This is a genomic window from Nocardioides aequoreus (genome assembly GCF_000720335.1).
In the GTDB taxonomy this organism is placed as follows: domain Bacteria; phylum Actinomycetota; class Actinomycetes; order Propionibacteriales; family Nocardioidaceae; genus Marmoricola; species Marmoricola aequoreus.
In genome coordinates, this window is sequence record NZ_JOJN01000007.1 from 358,254 (window position 1) to 374,171 (window position 15,918).

Consider the following 15,918-nt stretch of genomic DNA (forward strand, 5'->3'; position numbering starts at 1 on the left):
CCGGGCCCGCGCGGCATCGCATCCCTAGGTGTGACCGCTTCGGTGGGCTATGGTGCAAAGACGCACCGCCGCCTTGGCGGTGGGTGTCTTGTTGAAGCCATCGACCTGATGCCTGGTGCCGACCCGCTCGGCCCGCGGTCAATCCGAACCCTCGTCACCTGAGGGGAGGACGCGCTTCATGACCACCATGCAACCCCAGCCGCGCACCGACGTGGCCCCCAGCACCGCGACGTCCGAGGCTCCATCCGTCGCCGCCACCCCGTCCGTCACCACGGCCTCGGCGGGACCGACCGTCGTCCCACCGGTCGCCACGTCCGTCTCGCCGTCCCGGGTCCCGGGCACGCCGTCGGGCCGGCTGACCGGCCAGGCCCGCAGCGACCGCACGCGTGAGCTCTTCACACAGGCGCTCGGAGCCTCCGAGGAGGTCGTGCAGCAGCTGCACGACCAGGTCATCGTGATGCACCTCGAGCTCGCCCACGCCGAGGCCAAGCGCTACCGGTCGCGGGGGGTGGCCCTCGACGACCTTCGCCAGGTCGCCGCGCTCGCCCTCACCAAGGCCGCCAACGGCTACGACGTCACCAGCGGCCACGACTTCTTGTCCTACGCCGTGCCGACGATCCGCGGCGAGCTGCGCAAGCACTTCCGCGACCACGGCTGGATGGTGCGACCGCCCCGGCGGATCCAGGAGCTGCAGGCCCGGATCAACCACGCCGACGGCGAGCTCTCCAACGGCCTCGGCCGGGCGCCGCGACCGCAGGAGATCGCCGAGCACCTCGACGAGCCGCTCGCGTCGGTGACCGAGGCGCTGGCCAGCGACGGCTGCTTCGTGCCCGCCTCGCTCGACCACCCCGCCGGGGGCGGCGACGGCACCACCTCGCTGGGCGACCTGCTCCCCCTCGACGACGCCGACCACCGTGCCTCCGAGGCGCGGCTGCTGCTGCAGCCCGTGCTGCGCCACCTCTCCGAGCGTGACCGCGCCATCCTCTCGATGCGCTTCCACGAGGGGCTGACCCAGCGCGAGATCGCGGGGCGCATCGGCGTCACGCAGATGCAGGTCTCGCGACTGCTGGGCCGGATCCTGGGTCAGCTCCGCGACGACGTGGGCGACGTGAGCGACACCGGGAGCGACTCCTAGGACACGAGCGCCGCACGGCGGGAGCGTCGTACGGCGACCGCGAGGTCGGGGGCGTCGCTGAGCACGCCGTCGACCCCCCGGTCGAGCAGGTCCGGCAGCAGCGCGGGGGCGTCGTCGGGCCCGAGCGTCCACACCAGGACGTCGAGGCCGGCCGCCTTGGCGCGCTCCACGGCACCCGTGGCCACGAGGTCACGGTGCAGCCCCACCGTGTCGGCGTACGCCGCCACGCGCCGCAGCGCGCGGGGCCGGGTCGCCCGGAGGCCGTGCCGGTCGGCGTCGAGCAGCTGCACCAGCTCGACGTCGACAGCACGGCGCACCCGGCGCAGCACCTCGGCGTCGAAGGACATCACGCTCACCGGCGACAGCGCCGAGGTGAGCCCGCGCGCCCGCAGCAGCTCCAGGAGCGGGCGGTGCGTCGGCAGCCCGAGCGCCTCGAAGAAGGAGGCGTGCTTGAGCTCGACGTGCACGCCCAGGGTGCGTCCCGCGCGGAGGCTCTCCTCCTCGCGCAGGTCGAGCAGCTCGGCCAGGGTGATCACCCCGAAGTGGCCGTCGTAGCGCGCGCTGCCGGGGCGCCGCGCGGGCCAGCGCTCGCGGGCGCGCAGCGTGCGCAGCTCCTCGAGGTCGAAGCCGTGGACGAACCAGCCGCGCACCAGACGGCCGCCGAGGAGCACCTCGCGGCGGCGCGACGCGAACTCCGGGCGGTCGGCGACGTCGGTGGTCAGCGCGAGGTCGAGGTCGTGGCGGCAGACCAGCACGCCGTCGCGGGTGCTCACGACGTCGGGCTCGACGGAGTCGGCACCGCTGCGCCAGGCGGTGCGGTAGGCGGCCGCGGTGTGCTCCGGACGGTGGGCGCTGGCGCCCCGGTGACCGATCACGAGTGGTGCCTGCATGCGCCCACCGTGCGACCCCGAGGCGTGGCCGAGGTGGTGGGCGGGTGTCGCCGAGGTGACGTTCGCTTGAATACCGGGCATGGACCCCCTCGGCTCCCTCGCTCTCGTGCCTGCCCTCGACCGTCCCGACCTGCTCGCGGACCCCGTGCGGGCCGCGCTCTCGGCCTGGCCGCAGGCCGCCGAGGTCGGCGTCGTGGAGATCGACCCCGAGCTCGCCGATACCGCGGCGATGAGCGAGGCGTACGACGTGCCGCTCGGCGCCAGCGCCAACTGCGTGGTCGTCGCGGGGCGGCGGGCGGGCGACGAGCGGCTGGCCGCCTGCGTGGTCTGCGCCGACACCCGCGCCGACGTCAACAACGCGGTGCGCAAGCTGCTCGACGTGCGCAAGTGCTCCTTCCACGACCACGACCGCGCGGTCGCCGAGACCGGCATGGAGTACGGCGGCATCACCCCCGTCGGGCTGCCCGACGACTGGCGGCTGCTGCTCGACGCCCGGGTGGTGGAGATCGACCGCGCCGTCGTCGGCAGCGGCGTACGGCGCTCCAAGCTGGTGCTGCCCGGGCGGCTGCTGGCCGCGCTGCCCGGCGCCGAGGTGGTCGACGGCCTCGCCCGCTGAGGGCATGCGCCACACTGACTCCGTGCCCGCCCACCGGACCCGCTCGCGACGGTGGCTGCTGCCCGTGGCCGTGCTGCTGCTGTGGGTCTTCGTCGGCGGGCCGCTCGGCAGTTTCGCCGGGCAGCTCAGCTCGGTGCAGGAGAACGACAACGCCGCCTTCCTCCCGCAGACCGCCGAGTCGACGCGGGCGCTGGAGAAGCTGGTCGCCTTCGCCGACGAGGAGACCATCCCCGCGCAGGTCGTCGCCGAGCGTCAGGGCGGCCTGACCGAGGCCGACCTCGCCGCCCTGGAGGGCTGGGCTCCCGAGATCCAGCGCGTGGCCGGGGTCGCCGACGACGGCGTGCGCGGTCCCCTGACCAGCGACGACGGCGACGCCGCCCAGCTCGTGGTCACCCTCGACGCCCGCGACGGCGAGGAGATCATCGACGCGGTCGTCGACATCCGCGAGGTCGTCGCCGACCCGCCCGACGGGCTCGACGTCTACGTCGGCGGCCAGGGCGGCGTGCTCGGTGACTTCATCGACGCCTTCGGCGCGATCGACGGCCTGCTGCTCGGTGTCGCGCTGTCGGTGGTGCTGGTGATCCTGCTGGTCGTCTACCGCAGCCCGATCCTGCCCTTCGTGGTGATCCTCTCGGCGCTGCTGGCCCTCGGCGTCTCCTCCGCGGTGGTCTACGCACTGGCACGCACCGACGTGCTCGACGTCAACGGCCAGAGCCAGGGCATCCTCTTCATCCTGGCCATCGGTGCGGCCGTCGACTACTCGCTGCTGCTGGTCTCCCGCTACCGCGAGGAGCTGCGCGACCACGAGTCGACGTACGACGCGATGGGCGCCGCGTGGCGCGCCAGCTGGGAGCCGATCACGGCGTCCGGGCTCACCGTCGTGCTCGGCCTGCTGTGCCTGCTGCTCTCCGACCTCTCCAGCCTGGCGGGCCTCGGGCCGGTCGGCGCGATCGGCGTCGGCGGCGCCGTGCTCGCCGCGCTGACGCTGCTGCCCGCCGCCCTGGTGCTGCTGGGCCGCGCGGCCTTCTGGCCCTTCCGACCGGCGTACGGCTCCCCGCACCGCGACGCCGCCGGCCTGTGGGGCCGCCTCGCCCGGGTCATCGACCGCCGCGCCCGCCTGGTCGCCTCGGTCACCGCGCTCGTGCTCGCGGCGCTCGCGGCCTTCGCCTTCACCCTCAACGAGGAGCAGGTGCCGCAGACCGAGGTCTTCCTCACCGAGGTCGACTCGGTCAGGGCGCAGGAGGTGCTCGACCGGCACTTCGAGACCGACGACGCGAGCCCCGTGCAGGTCGTGGTGCCCGAGGCCGAGCTCGGCGAGGTGCTGGCCTTCCTGGCCCAGGCCGACGGCGTCGCCCGCGGCACGCCGCAGGCGCCGACCGTCTTCCCCGTGCCGGAGTCGCTCGAGGACCCGACCGTGCCACGGGTCGTCGACGGTGACACCGCCGTCTTCGCCACCCTGGACGACCCCGCCGACTCGGCGGCCGCCTCGGAGACCGTGCGCGAGCTGCGCACCATGCTGGGCCAGATCGACGACGACATCCTGGTCGGCGGCGCCACCGCGATCGCGGTCGACTCCCGCGACACCACGCAGCGTGACCGCGCCCTGGTCATCCCTGCGATCCTGCTCGTGGTCCTGCTCGTGCTGATCGTGCTGCTCCGCTCGCTCGTGGCGCCGCTGATCCTGCTGCTGGCCAACGTGCTCTCCTTCGGCGCGACCCTCGGCGTGGCCGCCCTGGCCTTCGAGCACCTCTTCGACTTCCCGGGCACCGACGCCGCGACAACGCTGATCGGCTTCGTCTTCCTGGTCGCCCTGGGCATCGACTACTCGATCTTCCTGATGACGCGGGTGCGCGAGGAGTCGATTCGCCAGGGCACCCATCCCGGCATCCTGAAGGGGCTCTCGGTCACCGGTGGCGTGATCACCTCCGCCGGGATCGTGCTGGCCGCCACCTTCGTCGCGCTGGGCGTCGTCCCGATCCTCTTCCTGGCGCAGATCGCCTTCATCGTGGCCTTCGGGGTGCTGCTCGACGCGCTGGTGGTGCGCTCGCTGCTGGTGCCCGCCGTCTGCCACGTCGTCGGGCCCCGGATCTGGTGGCCGTCGCGGCTCTCCCGCGAGACCGACCACCCCGACCGCGAGACCGAGGCCATGCTGCGCCACCGATCCTGACAGCACTACTGTCAGGGACATGAAGCTCTCGACCTCGCTGTCCTACGCCGGCGACCCGCGTCAGGCCGCCGACGACGTCGTCGCCCTCGAGCGGGCCGGCCTCGACACCGTCTGGGTGGCCGAGGCCTACGGCTTCGACTCCCCCACGCTGATGGGCTACCTGGCCGCCGTCACCGAGCGGGTCGAGATCGGCTCGGCCATCGTCAACGTCTTCTCCCGCACCCCCGCGCTGCTGGCGCAGACCGCCGCCGGCCTCGACAACGTCTCGGGCGGCCGCGCGATCCTGGGCATCGGCGCGTCGGGGCCCCAGGTCGTCGAGGGCTGGCACGGGATGCCCTACACCCGGCCGCTCACCCGGACCACCGAGGTCATCGACGTCGTCCGCGCCGGGCTGCGGCGCGAGCGGCTGGAGTACGCCGGCCGCACCATCACCCTCCCCCTGCCCCCCGACCAGGGCACCGGCCTCGGCAAGCCGCTGAAGCTGCTCACCCACCCCCAGCGCTCCTCGGTGCCGATCTACGTCGCCTCGCTCGGCGCGAGGTCGGTCGAGGCGACCGCCCGACTCGCCGAAGGGTGGCTGCCCTTCCTCTTCAGCCCCGAGGGCAGCGACGCCGTGTGGGGCGACGCCCTGCGCGCCGGCCTGGCCGAGCGCGACGCCTCGCTGCCGCCGCTGGAGGTCGTCGCGGGCGGCATGGTCGCCGTCGGCGACGACGTCAAGGACCAGCTCGACCTCGCCCGCCCCACGGCCGCGCTCTACATCGGCGGCATGGGCGCCCGGGGCAAGAACTTCTACAACGACCTCGCCTGCGCCTACGGCTTCGAGGCCGAGGCCAGGCAGATCCAGGACCTCTACCTCGACGGCAAGAAGCAGGAGGCCGAGGCCGCCGTCCCCCTCGCCCTGCTCGAGCAGACCAACCTGGTCGGCCCGGAGTCCTACGTGCGCGAGCGCATCGCGGCGTACGCCGAGGCCGGCGTGACCAACCTGCAGGTCCTCCCCCTCGACCCCGACCCCGCCTCCCTCGTCTCCCGGCTCCGCGACTGGGTCTGACCCCCGACCCGCCCCATCTGCACGCCGATCCGCCTCATCTGCACGCCCATCCGCCCCATCTGCACGCCCATCCGCCCCATCTGCACGCCCATCCGCCTGAGATGACGGCATCTCGGGCGGGTCGGCGGTTGACTTAGTTTAAGTCTCGTACCAATATCGCGGCATGACGTTGGTCCTGGGAGTCGACTCCTCCACGCAGTCGACCAAGGCGGTGCTGGTCGACGCCGACGACGGCACGGTCGTCGAGGAGCGGACGGCGCGGCACCCTGAGGGCACGGCGGTCGACCCACGCGCCTGGCTGGCGGCGTACGACGAGTTGGCGGGGCCGCTCGTCGGGCGCGCCGCCGCCGTCGCGGTCGGCGGCCAGCAGCACGGGGCCGTGGTGCTCGACGAGGCCGGCGAGCCGGTGCACGACGCCCTGCTGTGGAACGACCTGCGCAGCGCCGGCGCCGCCACCGACCTCGTCGAGGAGCTCGGCGGGGCGCAGGCGACGGCCGAGCTGACCGGCCTGGTGCTCAACGCCTCCTTCACCGTGACCAAGCTCCGGTGGCTGCGCGACCACGCGCCCGAGGCCCTCGAGCGCGCCCACCGGGTGCTGCTCCCCCACGACTACCTGACCTGGCACCTCGCCGGGCGGCCCGAGGAGGCGACCACCGACCGGGGCGACGCCTCGGGCACGGGCTACTGGTCGCCCGCCACCGAGCAGTGGCTCCCCGAGGTGCTCCGGCGTGCCGCCGGTCGCGACCTCGCCCTGCCCCGCGTCGCCGGGCCGGCCGAGGTCGTGGGCCACCACGGCGACGCCGTGCTCGCGCCGGGCACCGGCGACAACATGGCCGCCGCGCTCGGGCTCGGCCTCGCGACCGGTGACGCCGCCGTCTCGATCGGCACCTCCGGGGTGGTCTCGATGGTCGCCACCGCGCCCACCGCCGACGCCTCGGGCGAGGTCGCGGGCTTCGCCGACGCGACCGGCCGCTTCCTGCCGCTGGCCTGCACCGTCAACGCCGCGCGCATCCTCGACCTGGCCGCCCGCCTGCTCGGCGTCGACCACGAGGGCGTCGCGGCGCTCGCGCTGGCCTCGGAGCCCGGCGCCCACGGCCTCACCCTGCTGCCCTACCTCGACGGCGAGCGGACGCCGACCCGGCCCGACGCCTCCGGCGTGCTGCGCGGCCTCACCAGCGCCACCACCCGCGAGGACCTCGCCCGCGCCCACGTCGAGGGGCTGCTGCTGAGCCTGGCCGACGCCCTCGCCGCCATGCAGGCCGTGGGGGCTCCGCCCTCCCGGGCGCTGCTCATCGGCGGCGCCGCGCGTCACGCTGCGGTGCGCGCGCTGGCCCCCGCCGTGCTCGGCGTGCCCGTGAGCCTGCCCGAGCCCGGGGAGTACGTCGCGCTGGGCGCCGCCCGGCAGGCGGCCTGGGCGCTGGCCGGCACCGCCGAGCCACCGGCGTGGCCGGTGCCCTCCACCGAGCTGACCGACGACGGCCACGACGCCGCCGCCCTGCGAGCGGCGTACGCCGACCTGCGCGACCGCACCACCGACTGGACCTGACCCACCTCCTGGGCCCACCACCACGAAAGGCACCTGATGTCACTCACCCCCTCGCCCGAGGACAAGTTCTCCTTCGGCATCTGGACCGTGCAGTACCCCGGCCGCGACCCCTTCGGCGACCCCACCCGGGCGCCGATGGACGCCGTCCGCGCCGTGCAGAAGCTCGCCGAGCTGGGCGCCTACGGCGTCAACTTCCACGACGACGACGTGGTCCCCTTCGGCAGCTCCGAGACCGAGCGCGAGCGGATCCTCGACGGCTTCAAGAAGGCGCTGGCCGACACCGGCCTGGTGGTCACGACGGCCACCACCAACCTCTTCAACCACCCCGTCTTCAAGGACGGCGGCTTCACCTCCAACGACCGCGCCGTACGCCGCTTCGCGCTGCAGAAGGTGATGCGCAACGTCGACCTCGCCGCCGAGCTCGGCGCGAAGGTGTATGTCGCGTGGGGCGGTCGCGAGGGCGCCGAGTCGGGCGCGGCCAAGGACGTCGCCGTGGCGCTCGACCGCTACAAGGAGGGCTTCGACCTGCTCGGGCAGTACGTGCTCGACCAGGGCTACGACCTGCGCTTCGCCATCGAGCCCAAGCCCAACGAGCCGCGCGGCGACATCCTGCTGCCCACGGTCGGCCACGCCCTCGCCTTCATCGAGCGGCTCGAGCACCCCGAGCTCGTCGGCGTGAACCCCGAGATCGGCCACGAGGAGATGGCCGGACTCAACGCCGCCGCCGGCTACGCCCAGGCGCTGTGGCAGGGCAAGCTCTTCCACATCGACCTCAACGGCCAGACCGGCCCGCGCTACGACCAGGACTTCCGCTTCGGCGCCGGCAACGCGCGCGGCGCCTTCTGGGTGGTCGACACGCTGCTGGCCAGCGACTACGACGGCCCGGTGCACTTCGACTTCAAGACCCCCCGCACCGAGGACGACGAGGGCGTCTGGGGCGCGGCCGCGGCCTGCATGCGCAACTACCTCATCCTGCGCGAGAAGGCCCGCGCCTTCCGCGCCGACCCCGAGGTGCAGCAGGCGCTCGAGGCGGCGAGGCTGCCCGAGCTCGCGGTGCCGACCCTGGCCGAGGGCGAGACCTGGCGCGACCTCAAGGACGCCCCGCTCCCCGACGTCGAGGCCCTCGGCGCGCGCGGCATGGCCTTCGAGCACCTCGACCAGCTCGCGCTCGAGCACCTCTACGGAGTGCGCTCCTGAGCCTCGACGGCCACGCGGGCACCGGCCCGACCGCCACCGAGGACGTACGCCGTGGCAACACCGCCGCGGTGCTGCGACTGCTGCGTGACCACGGACCGGCGAGCCGGGCCGACCTGGCCCGGCTCTCCGGCCTGTCCAAGGCGACCGTCGGCACGATCGTCACCGGGCTGCAGGCACGCGGCGCGCTCGCCGAGGCCGCGGCCACGGCGACGGCGGCGGCCGGCCGCGGCCGGCCGAGCGTGCCCGTCGCGATCGACGGGGCCGCGCTGGTCGGTCTCGGCATCGAGGTCAACGTCGACTACACGGCCGTGACGGCGCTCGACCTGGCCGGCCGGGAGCGGTGGTTCGAGGAGGTCGCGCACGCCGGCGCGCCCCTCTCGCCGCAGCAGGTCGGCGACCTGGCGCGGCGCCACGTCGTCCGGCTCGAGGAGCAGGGCTCGGAGGTGCTCGGCCTCACCGTGGCCGTGCCCGGCCTGGTCGACCGCGAGGCGGGCCGCGTCGTCCGCGCGCCCAACCTCGGCTGGACCGACGTCGACCTGCCCGCACTCCTCCACCAGGGGCTCTCCCCCGCCGTCGCCGTGGCGGTCGACAACGACGCCAACTGCGCTGCACGGGCCGAGAGCCTGCGCGGGGTCGCGGCCGGGACGCGGGACCTGGTCTACCTCACCGGCACCGTCGGCCTCGGCGCCGGCGTGGTCTCCCGCGGCGCCGTGCTGCGCGGGTCGCGCGGCTTCGCCGGCGAGGTGGGCCACCTGCGGGTGGGCTCGGCGGGCCGGTGTGGCTGTGGCCGCACCGGCTGCTGGGAGGCGCTCGCCGGACAGCGCGCGCTCGCCGCCGCCAGCGGGCTGGAGGTCGCCCCCGGTGAGGACCCCGTCGCCTTCGCTAGCCGCGTGGCCGCCCTGCCCGACGCGCCCCGCCGGCTGCGCCCGGTGTGCGAAGCCATGTCGCGCGGCGTGCTCGCGCTGACGCTCGGCCTCGACCCTGCCGTCGTCGTGCTCGGCGGCTCCTTCGTGCCGCTCGGCGCCGTGCTCGTGCCCGCGCTCGAGGAGGCCCTTAACGGCGCCTTCACCGGCGGCGCCGCGGTCGCCCTCTCCACGCTCGGGCTCCACGCCGCCTCCGTGGGCGCCGCCCTCGACGCGCTGGACGACGTCTACGCCGGTCGCCGCGGCCTCTAGTCCCACCGGGTCTCGAGACGGTCGCTGCGCGACCTCCTCGACCACCCGAGGCCCCCCAGCCTCCCCACCAGGTCTTGAGACCCCCTGGACCTCACCGATCCGCCCCGGATGCCGGCATCTCAGGCGGGTCGGCCGACATCTGGGGCGGATCGGCGCGGACGGTCAGGCGAAGGCGGGCATGATCCGCTCGGCGATCAGGCGCAGCTGGGTGTCGACGTCGGCGACGCCGTCGATCTCGCGACCCATGAAGGTCTTGACCAGGGTGGCGTCGGTGACGGCGAGGATCATGTGGTTGACGCCGGCCGCCTCGATCTCCTTGAGCTTGGCCACGCACTCCTCGGGGGTGCCGGCGATCGAGAGCGTCTCGCCGATCTCCGGGGTGGTGGCGTCGATCGAGCCGGCCAGGTCGCCGGCCCCGAGCTTCTCGATGATGGGCGCCATGTCGGCGGGGTCGATGCCGTTGCGCACCAGCTGCTCGTGGGGCATCGCGGAGGCGTAGAGGCCGACCATCGACCGGGCGGCGTCCTTGGCGACCGCGGAGTCCTCACCGGTGGCGAAGACGACCCAGGCGCCGATGTCGAGGTCGTTGACGTCCTTGCCGGCGCGCTCGGCGCCGATCGTCATGTGCTCGACCATGTACTCGTAGGCGCCCTTGGTGTAGCTCAGCGCGTGGTGGCAGCCGTCGGAGAACTCCGCGGCCACCTGGAAGGACTTCGGGCCGCGCATCGAGCCCATCTTCACCGGCACCCGCTCGGCCACCGGTCGGGCGAAGGTGAAGAGCCCCTCGTACTGGAAGAACTCGCCGTCGAAGGTGATCGCGCCCTCGTCGAGCAGGGTGCGGATGACGTGCACGCCCTCCTTGACCCGCGAGAGCGGCTTCTGCTTGGCCCAGTCCATCTTGTACTGCGCGAGCAGCCCGAAGTTGCCCGAGGAGAGCACCACCTCGGCGCGGCCGTCGGTGAGCTCGTCGAGGGTCGCGGTGGCCTGCGCGACCAGGCTGGGCTCGCGCAGCACCACGCCGGAGACCGATGGGCCGAGCCGGATGTTGCTGGTCGAGGCGGCCGCCGCCGCGAAGAGCAGCCAGAGGTCCTTGTGCCAGGTCTCGTCGGCGGCGTAGACGGCGTGGAAGCCGAGCTCGTCGGCGAGCCTGATCGACGCCAGCGACTCCTGGAGCGGGTAGTCGGGCAGCATCACGTAGCTGAACTTCATCGGGTCGGCCTCTCTGCTGGACTTCAGTGGTGGTGGTGCGCGATCACGCTCCGGTGCGTGAGCTCGTCGGTACGGCGTCGCCGTGGGCGGCGTCGCTGCGCTCGTGCGGGCGGCCCACGGCGAGGTAGAGCCAGCCGAGCCCGAGGACGACCGCGGTGCCGAGCGCCACGATCCAGTTGTCGTACCAGGGCACGTCGGGCGTGCGCGGCCAGGCGATGTTGAGCATGGCGCCGACGCCGTAGACCAGGGCGGCGATGTTGACGGGCAGCGCCCAGGCCCCGAGCCGGAAGGCGCCCGAGGGCCGCCACCCCAGGAAGCGGGCGCGCAGCGCGGCCAGCACCACCATCTGGAAGCCGAGGTAGATGCCCAGCGTGGCGAAGCTGATGATCTGGGTGAGCGCGTTGGTCGAGACGACCGAGACCAGCACGATCACGGCGGGCACGACCGCCGCCACGATCATCGCATTGAGCGGCACGTGGGTGCTTGGCATGATGCGCCGCAGCGACGCGGAGCCGACGATCATGCCGTCGCGGGCGTAGGAGTACATCAGCCGCGAGGCCGCCGCCATCAGGCTCAGCACGCAGGAGAGGAAGGAGAGCAGCACCACGGCCAGGACCACGCGGGTGCCACCGACGCCGAAGGCCTCGTTGAGCACGGTGGTGACGGGGTCGGCGTCGGTGCCGTCGATCACCGCGCCGAAGTCCTCGACCGCGAGGATCAGCGAGAGGCAGACGAACATCGCGGCGGCGCCGCCGACGTAGATGGTCATCCGCATCGCCTTGGGGATGCGTCGCGTCGGGTCGGGCACCTCCTCGGCGACGTCGCCGCAGGCCTCGAAGCCGTAGTACTGGAAGATGCCGATCAGGCCGGCGGCGAAGAAGGCGGCGGTGTAGTCGCCCGGCTCGCCCGCGCCGAAGCTGTCGACCAGCACCCCGAGACCGTGGTGGCGCTGGGTCAGCAGCAGCCAGCCGCCCACGGCCAGCGCGCCGAGCAGCTCGGCGGTGAAGCCGAGGATGGCGGCGTAGGCCAGCCACTTGGTGCCGAGCAGGTTGATGGCGAGGGCCAGCCCCAGGATAATCAGGGCGCAGGCCACCGTGGTGCCGGTGCCGGGCACGAAGTCGAGCAGCTGCCCGAGGTAGGGGCCGGCGCCGTACGCCACGCCGGCGATCGTCGCGAGCAGCGCGAAGAGGTAGACCCAGCCGGTCATCCACGCGTAGCGCCGCCCCCAGAGGCGTCGGGCCCACGGGTAGATGCCGCCGGCGACGGGGTACTGCGACACGATCTCGCCGAAGACCAGCGCCACGAGGAACTGCCCGACGCCGACGATCACCAGCGACCAGAACATCGGGGGCCCGGCGGTGGCGAGCGCGAAGGCGAAGAGGGTGTAGATCCCGACCACGGGCGAGAGGTACGTGAAGCCGAGGGCGAAGTTGGCCCACGGCGACATCTCCCGCTTGAACTCCGAGGTGTAGCCGAGCGCCGCCAGCTGCTCCTCGTCGGTCGGCACGTCGCTCGGGCGCACCGCGGCGGCGTCGTCCCAGCCGGTGCTCACGCGTCCTCCTCGGCCTCGATCTCGGCGAGCAGCTCGGACCCGGTGACCACCGAGTCGGCGAAGTGCGCGTGCATCCAGTCCAGGTGGTCGTGGCGCGAGCTCATGATCCGCAGCGAGTCCCAGTTGGGGAACTGCTGCTGGAGCACGTGGCGCTCCATCAGCCGCGGGTCGACCTCGAAGACGTGCTCGAAGGTGGTCACCGCGACGTCGCTGACCCGCTGCGGCTCGGGCGGGGAGGTCTGCTCGGCGTAGCGGTAGGGGCGGAGGCGGGAGTCGTCGCTCATCGCGGGTGTCCTCTCGGAGACGGTGGTGCTCAGCGCTGGCGGAGCTCGTCGAGGGCGGCGCCGAGATCGCCGCCGTACGCGAGGTCGAGGTGGTACTTGCCGGGGTTCATGATGTGGTGCGGGTCGAGGGTCCGCTTGATGTCGAGCATCACCTCGAAGCCGCGGCCGAGCTCCTGCGGCACGAGGTCGACCTCGCCCTCGCGGCAGGAGCCGTGGCAGGCGCTGATGGAGGCGCCGTGCCGCAGCGCCGTGGCGGCGATCTCGCGCTTGGCCTCGACCCACATCGCCCAGGCCTTGTCGTCGAGGTGCTGCTCCCAGATGCCGACGTCGATCTCGGTGAGGTAGTCGACACCGGTGTCGGCCGAGGTGTAGGCGAACATCCCCCAGTCGTCGAAGACGTCGGTACGCCGCCGCAGGTCGGCGATGATCTCGTGCCAGGCGCGGGTCACGGCCGGGAGGTGGGTGTAGCTGACCGCGGCGTCCTCGCAGTGCCACGACATCGGCACCACCTGGCCGTCCTTGGTGCGGCCGTGCAGCGGCGTGGCGTACCGGTCGTGCCGGGCGGCCCAGTCGCCCTCGGAGATCTCGTCGCCGAGGTAGCGCGCCCCGTGCTCGCGGGCGATCCGGAAGAGGCGCCGCCCGGCGGGGCGCACCTCGTCGTCGTAGCCGTACATCACCGCGCAGACCAGGGCCCGGACGTCGTTCGGCTGCGGGATGTAGGCCTCGTCGTCACGCCTCAGGTAGGCCACCTTGTGCTCGTCGAAGAGCACGGCCCCGGCGAAGGTCGCCACCCCGGCGCGGGCCAGCGCGCCCACGCAGCGGTAGGCGTCGTCGTAGTCGTCGAAGGCCCAGAAGGGCGAGAGCTCGGCCTCGGGCTTGGGGTAGAGCTTGAGCGTCGCGCGGGTCGCGATGCCGAGCGTGCCCTGGTGGCCCATGAAGAGGTGCTTGAGCTGGTAGCCGCTGGAGGACTTCGAGACCTTGCCGCCGATGCCGTCGCCGACGTGGAGCACCTCTCCGGTGGGCAGCACGTGGTCGAAGGAGAGCACCAGGTCGCGGGTGTGGCCGTAGCGCGAGCCGATCAGCGACCACCCCGACGTACCGATGCGGCCGCCCACGAGGGAGCAGGGGTAGGACGCCGGGTCGTCGGGGTAGATCAGGCCGTGGCGGGCGAGCTCCTCGTTGAGCTTGAGCATGCTGATGCCGGTGCCGACGGTGACGGTGCGGTTGTCGAGGTCGAGCTCGTGGATCTTGTTCATCCGCTTGACGTCGACCACGATGCCGCCGCGCAGGGGCACGGCGCCGTCGGTGAGGCCGGTGCCGCCGTCGCGCGGCACCACGGGCACCCGCAGCTCGTGGGCGAGCCGCACCACCGCCGCGACCTCCTCGGTCGACTCCGGCAGCACGGCGAGGTCGGGCACCCGCTCGTGCCAGCGGTGCACCGGGAAGGGCGCGGGCACCCGGGCGCGGTTGTAGCGGTCGGTCTTGGAGGTGAGCACCTGGTCGTCGCGCAGGATGCCGCGCAGCCGCTCGACGACGCCGTCGACCTGCTCGGGGCTCAGCCTCTCCCAGGGCCGCTCCCCGGGCCGCTCCGCCGCGACGGTCATGACGCGCTCCCCTCGCCGCCGCCGCAGCCCCCGGCTCCCCCGCAGCTGCCGCCGCCACAGCCGGACCTCCGGTCGCCCACCTCGCCGCGGCTGCCGCCGACCTCGATCCCGAGCGACTGCGCCAGGATCTCGTGGATGTCGACCACGTCGATGTCCTCGCCGTCGCCGGCCTCGGAGAGCGGCCGCTCCGACCACGGACAGGCGCTGACCAGGGTGTCGACCTCGAGGGTCTTGGCCTTCTCGATGCGGTTGGCGCTGATCGCGGCCGTGAGCTCGGGCTTCTCCACCGGCAGCCCGCCCCCGCCGCCCGAGCAGTAGGACCACTGCGTCACCCGGTCGACGTCGTGGAAGGTCAGCCCCGGGATCGAGCGCAGCACCTCGCGCGGCTGCTGCCAGATGCCCTTGCGCTTGTTGAGCCGGCAGGGGTCGTGGTAGGTGATCGTGCGCTCGACCGGCACCGACGGCGTCAGCCGCCCCTCACGGATCAGGTCGGCCACGAGCTCGACGACGAGCACGACCTCGATGTCGAACTCCTCGCCGAAGTACTTCGGGTAGTCCTCGGTGAAGCTGATGTAGTCGTGCGGGTCGAGCACCAGCACCCGCCGGGTGCCGGTGGCTCTCCAGTTGTCGAGGTTGTGCCGGGCGAAGCGCTTGGCCTGGTCGACGTAGCCCATCTCGGCGGCGGGCCCCCCGCAGCACCACTGCTCCCCCATCAGCCCGAACTCGACGCCGGCCTGCTGCAGGATCTGCGCGACCGCCCGTGGCACCGCGGTGCGGTAGAAGGCCGCCTCGCAGTCGACGAAGAGGATGGTCTCGCCGCCGATCGGCAGGTCGAGGCCGTCGGCCCAGTCGCGCACGTGCTCCTGACTGATGTCGGTCTCGCCGAGCACCGGCTCGTGGGTGCGCTCGTCGGTGCGCCTGTTCCACGTCTGCCACTGCGGCTGGTGGATCCCGGAGTCGACGGCCAGCGCGCGCACGGCCTTGACGACGTCGACGGTGCGGGTCCGGAAGCGGTAGAAGTCGCCGGTGAAGAGCGTGTTGGGGCAGCGCAGCTCGCAGGCGCCGCACTGCGTGCAGTTGACGTAGTCGGCCGCCACGTCGGCGATCTCCAGCTCGCCCTTCTCCATCGCCACGACGTTGGCGTGGAAGGCGGTGGGCGTCCACGACTCGTTGCGCGTCACCTGCATCACGGGGCAGACCTCGCGGCAGAACTTGTGGCCCGAGGAGAAGCAGTTGTACGACGCGTTGCGCCACTCCTCGACGAACTCGCGGGTGCGCGGGTCGGGCAGCGAGACCGGCGCGGGACCGGCGACCTCGTCGTCGTACTCCGCGAGGCTGGCGGGGTTGTCGCGCATCCCCGGCGTGAAGGGCTGCGTCAGTGCCTGGGCCAGGGCGTCGGGGCCCGAGGGCTGGTCGTCGAGCTGCGTCACGGGGATGCTCCTTCGTGCGGGCTGGTGCACGGACGTGATCCAAGTCACGTTCTGCGAAAGATATG

General features: G+C 73.2%; 13 protein-coding genes. 7 read left to right on the forward strand and 6 right to left on the reverse strand.

What is annotated here, in order from left to right; genetic code table 11:
* The first annotated feature begins 178 nt into the window (after nt 1–178).
* Complete coding sequence (locus IG63_RS0114960; RefSeq protein WP_051706908.1) at nt 179–1,135, forward strand: sigma-70 family RNA polymerase sigma factor; 957 nt, start codon at nt 179–181, stop codon at nt 1,133–1,135.
* On the opposite strand, the gene IG63_RS0114965 is transcribed toward IG63_RS0114960, so the two are convergent.
* Nucleotides 1,132–2,025, reverse strand: a complete 894-nt coding sequence (locus IG63_RS0114965) for a glycerophosphodiester phosphodiesterase family protein (protein ID WP_051706911.1) — start codon at nt 2,023–2,025, stop codon at nt 1,132–1,134. The two genes, IG63_RS0114960 and IG63_RS0114965, sit on opposite strands and share 4 nt — an antisense overlap.
* A 79-nt stretch (nt 2,026–2,104) precedes the next feature.
* Between IG63_RS0114965 and IG63_RS0114970 the strand changes: the two genes are divergently transcribed.
* The 6 genes from IG63_RS0114970 (at nt 2,105) to IG63_RS0114995 (ending at nt 9,774) form a co-directional block, all read left to right on the forward strand.
* Nucleotides 2,105–2,641 (forward strand): YbaK/EbsC family protein, encoded by a 537-nt coding sequence (locus IG63_RS0114970; protein ID WP_030485164.1) that lies wholly within the window; start codon nt 2,105–2,107, stop codon nt 2,639–2,641.
* A gap of 22 nt (nt 2,642–2,663) precedes the next feature.
* Nucleotides 2,664–4,808 (forward strand): MMPL family transporter, encoded by a 2,145-nt coding sequence (locus tag IG63_RS0114975; RefSeq protein WP_036195760.1) that lies wholly within the window; start codon nt 2,664–2,666, stop codon nt 4,806–4,808.
* A 19-nt stretch (nt 4,809–4,827) separates the two neighbouring features.
* On the forward strand, nt 4,828–5,856 hold the full coding sequence (locus tag IG63_RS0114980) for an LLM class F420-dependent oxidoreductase (RefSeq protein ID WP_030485166.1): 1,029 nt from the start codon (nt 4,828–4,830) through the stop codon (nt 5,854–5,856).
* A 163-nt stretch (nt 5,857–6,019) separates the two neighbouring features.
* On the forward strand, nt 6,020–7,402 hold the full coding sequence (gene xylB / locus IG63_RS0114985; RefSeq protein ID WP_030485167.1) for a xylulokinase: 1,383 nt from the start codon (nt 6,020–6,022) through the stop codon (nt 7,400–7,402).
* 36 nt (nt 7,403–7,438) lie between these two features.
* Nucleotides 7,439–8,599 carry a xylose isomerase gene (gene xylA / locus IG63_RS0114990; RefSeq protein WP_030485168.1) on the forward strand — a complete coding sequence of 387 codons (1,161 nt, stop codon included), beginning with the start codon at nt 7,439–7,441 and terminating at the stop codon, nt 8,597–8,599.
* 68 nt (nt 8,600–8,667) lie between these two features.
* Complete coding sequence (locus IG63_RS0114995) at nt 8,668–9,774, forward strand: ROK family transcriptional regulator (RefSeq protein WP_084597203.1); 1,107 nt, start codon at nt 8,668–8,670, stop codon at nt 9,772–9,774.
* A 162-nt stretch (nt 9,775–9,936) separates the two neighbouring features.
* On the opposite strand, the gene IG63_RS0115000 is transcribed toward IG63_RS0114995, so the two are convergent.
* From IG63_RS0115000 to IG63_RS0115020, 5 genes are read right to left on the reverse strand one after another with little or no spacing between them, the layout of a single operon-like run.
* On the reverse strand, nt 9,937–10,983 hold the full coding sequence (locus tag IG63_RS0115000) for an LLM class flavin-dependent oxidoreductase (RefSeq protein WP_030485169.1): 1,047 nt from the start codon (nt 10,981–10,983) through the stop codon (nt 9,937–9,939).
* A gap of 43 nt (nt 10,984–11,026) precedes the next feature.
* Nucleotides 11,027–12,535, reverse strand: coding sequence for an APC family permease (locus IG63_RS0115005; RefSeq protein WP_051706913.1), 1,509 nt, complete (start codon nt 12,533–12,535; stop codon nt 11,027–11,029).
* On the reverse strand, nt 12,532–12,819 hold the full coding sequence (locus IG63_RS0115010) for a hypothetical protein (RefSeq protein WP_030485171.1): 288 nt from the start codon (nt 12,817–12,819) through the stop codon (nt 12,532–12,534). Before IG63_RS0115010 ends, IG63_RS0115005 begins: the two co-directional genes overlap by 4 nt.
* 29 nt (nt 12,820–12,848) lie before the next feature.
* Complete coding sequence (locus IG63_RS0115015; RefSeq protein ID WP_051706914.1) at nt 12,849–14,423, reverse strand: FAD-binding oxidoreductase; 1,575 nt, start codon at nt 14,421–14,423, stop codon at nt 12,849–12,851.
* Nucleotides 14,420–15,853 (reverse strand): (Fe-S)-binding protein, encoded by a 1,434-nt coding sequence (locus IG63_RS0115020; RefSeq protein ID WP_211249335.1) that lies wholly within the window; start codon nt 15,851–15,853, stop codon nt 14,420–14,422. Before IG63_RS0115020 ends, IG63_RS0115015 begins: the two co-directional genes overlap by 4 nt.
* Nucleotides 15,854–15,918: the final 65 nt, after the last annotated feature.